This window comes from Mesorhizobium sp. M4A.F.Ca.ET.020.02.1.1, from assembly GCF_004022645.1.
Taxonomy (GTDB): Bacteria; Pseudomonadota; Alphaproteobacteria; order Rhizobiales; family Rhizobiaceae; genus Mesorhizobium.
In genome coordinates this window covers 1-2,743 of the sequence record NZ_RZOI01000772.1, presented here as the reverse complement: position 1 = coordinate 2,743, position 2,743 = coordinate 1, and the positions used below count along the sequence as shown (strand labels likewise).

Annotated in this window: 3 protein-coding genes; all 3 read left to right on the top strand. The window is 64.5% G+C overall.

All coding sequences use genetic code 11. The features are described from left to right. On the top strand, positions 1-919 hold a 919-nt coding region (locus tag EN742_RS30865; protein ID WP_128333657.1), incomplete at its 5' end, for an FAD-binding protein. After that, positions 919-1,773 carry a carboxylating nicotinate-nucleotide diphosphorylase gene (nadC, locus tag EN742_RS30860; protein ID WP_126059215.1) on the top strand — a complete coding sequence of 285 codons (855 nt, stop codon included), beginning with the start codon at positions 919-921 and terminating at the stop codon, positions 1,771-1,773. The genes EN742_RS30865 and nadC, both read left to right, overlap by 1 nt. Positions 1,774-1,834: 61 nt before the next feature. Then, positions 1,835-2,743 (top strand): biotin synthase BioB (gene bioB / locus EN742_RS30855; RefSeq protein ID WP_128333656.1); only part of this gene is annotated, 909 nt, incomplete at its 3' end.

The following is a 2,743-nucleotide window of genomic DNA, read 5'->3' as shown; positions in this document are numbered from 1 at the left end:
TCTGGGAAGTTGGGGACAGGGTCTGGCGTTGGCGGCCCGTGCGGGGGCTGTGCTTGCCGATCTGGAATTCGTCCAGTTCCATCCGACCGCGCTTGACGAGCCGAAGCGCCCGATGTCGCTGATCAGCGAAGCCGTTCGCGGCGAAGGCGCAACCTTGGTCGATGAGACGGGCCGGCGGTTTCTCAGCGGCGTGCAAGGAACGGAACTTGCGCCGCGCGACGTGCTGGCGCGTGCCGTCGGGAACCATCTGGCCAGCGGACACCGCGTCTTTCTCGACGTGCGGGAAAGGCCCGGCCCGACATTCGCGCGGCAGTTCCCGACGATCGCATTGGCTTGCAAAGAGGCCGGCATCGATCCGGCGCGTGACCTCATTCCCATCCGACCGGCGCAGCACTACCACATGGGTGGTGTGGCCGTGGATCTGGCCGGCCGCACATCGGTTCAAGGACTTTGGGCTTGCGGCGAAGTCGCCTCGACCGGATTGCATGGCGCCAACAGGCTCGCCAGCAATTCCTTGACCGAGGCGGTGGTCTGCGCACGCTGGGTGGCAGAAAGCCTGCGGGGGATCCCTGCCCGGCGTGCACAGCAAACGTTTGCAAGTGACTCTCCGTCGCCCGATCCGGCAGCAGTGCGCCCTGTCTTGTCGCGCGCGCTCGGTGTTGTACGGAATCGCGAAGGCCTGGAAGCAGCGGCGCGTGCCTTGTTGCCGCTCGCCGAGTGCGCGGATGCTACCTCAGGTCCGGCCGTGGTCGGGCTGATGATCACGATTGCCGCGTTGCAACGTCGGGAAAGTCGCGGCGCCCACCAGCGGACGGATTTTCCCCTTCATGCGGCCGTCGCCCGCCGCTCAGAAATCACCCTGGAGGCCGCCCTGAGGACAGCGCGGGAACTCGAACCTCGGCTGGAATGCCTGACATGATGGACCTCTCGCCACTTCCCACAATCATGTTTGAGCCTCTGGTACGGGCAGCTCTGCTCGAGGACCTTGGCAGGGCCGGCGATTTGACCACGGACGCCATCGTGGCGAATGAACGCCACGTGACGACCGTGCTGGCGGCGCGCCAGCAAGGCGTCGTCGCCGGCCTTGATCTGGCGATGCTTGCCTTCAAGCTGATCGATCCGAATGTCGAGATGACGGTGGAACGCGCGGACGGCAGCGAGGTCGCGCAGGGAGAGGTCATCGCCTCGGTGAGCGGCCCGGCCCGCGCCATTCTCACGGCGGAACGCACGGCGCTCAATTTCCTGGGCCATCTCAGCGGCATAGCCACGGCGACGACATCAATCGTCAATGCGGTCCGGGGGCACAAGGCGAAAATCGTCTGCACCCGCAAGACGACTCCTGGCTTGCGAGCGGTCGAAAAATACGCTGTGCGCGCCGGCGGCGGCGCCAATCACCGCTTCGGCCTCGACGACGCCATCCTGATCAAGGACAACCACATCGCCATCGCCGGCGGAATTCGCCCGGCAATGGAGCGGGCGCGAATGAGCGTCGGCCATCTCGTCAAGGTCGAAGTCGAGGTCGATACGCTGGTCCAGTTGGAAGAGGCCTTGGCGCACGCGCCCGACGCAGTCCTGCTGGACAACATGTCAGTCGATGACTTGCGCAATGCGGTGGCCATGGTGGGTGGCCGGGCGGTCACCGAGGCGTCTGGCAGGATCACCGCCGCGATTGCGCCAGCCGTTGCCGCAACCGGTATCGACCTGATTTCCATCGGCTGGTTGACTCACAGCGCCCCGATCCTCGATATCGGCCTCGATTATCGTGAGCTTTGATCGTCGGACCTGGCCATCTAAAGTCTAGCCGGCTCGCCACAACGCAAGGAACAGGATCGAAATGCACGCAGCGATTTCGGAAAAGACCGCGCCTGAAGTTCAATCCCTCGGCGACCGCCGGGTATGGAGCCTGGAAGAAGCCCAGGCTCTCCACGATGCACCTTTCAACGACCTCTTGTTTCAGGCGCAGACCGTTCACCGCCAGAACTTCGATCCCAACAAGGTCCAGCTCAGCCGACTTCTCAGCATCAAGACGGGCGGCTGTCCGGAGGATTGCGGCTATTGCAGCCAGTCGGCGCACCATGAAAGCGGGCTGAAGGCGTCGAAGCTGATGGAGGTCAGGCGCGTCATCGCTGAAGCGACCAAGGCGCGCGACGCCGGCGCCACCCGCTATTGCATGGGCGCCGCCTGGCGAAATCCCAAGGGGCGCGACATGGATGCGGTCGTGGCGATGGTCGAAGGCGTCAAGGCGCTGGGCATGGAGACCTGCATGACGCTCGGCATGCTCGACCTCGGCCAGGCGCAGCGGCTGAAGGAGGCCGGCCTCGACTACTACAACCACAACATCGACACCTCCGAGCGCTACTACTCAGAGATCATCTCGACCCGGACATTTGCAGACCGCCTGGATACGCTGGCCAATGTCCGCGACAGCGGCATCAAGGTCTGCTGCGGCGGCATTGTCGGCATGGGCGAAGAGCCGGTGGACCGGATCGACATGCTGGTGACATTGGCCAACCTGCCGGAACATCCGGAAAGCGTTCCGATCAACATGCTCATCCCGATCGCCGGCACCCCGCTTGCCGATGCCAGGCCGATCGAGCCGATCGAGTTCGTGCGCGTGATCGCGCTGGCGCGCATCATGATGCCGAAATCGCATGTCCGACTTTCCGCCGGGCGCACCGCCATGACCGACGAGATGCAGGCGCTGTGCTTCTTTGCCGGCGCCAACTCGATCTTCGTCGGCGAC

What these genes read in the sequence shown, in the direction of transcription:
- nadC (WP_126059215.1), top strand. Translation starts at nt 919, where the DNA reads ATGGACCTCTCGCCACTTCCCACAATCATGTTTGAGCCTCTGGTACGG.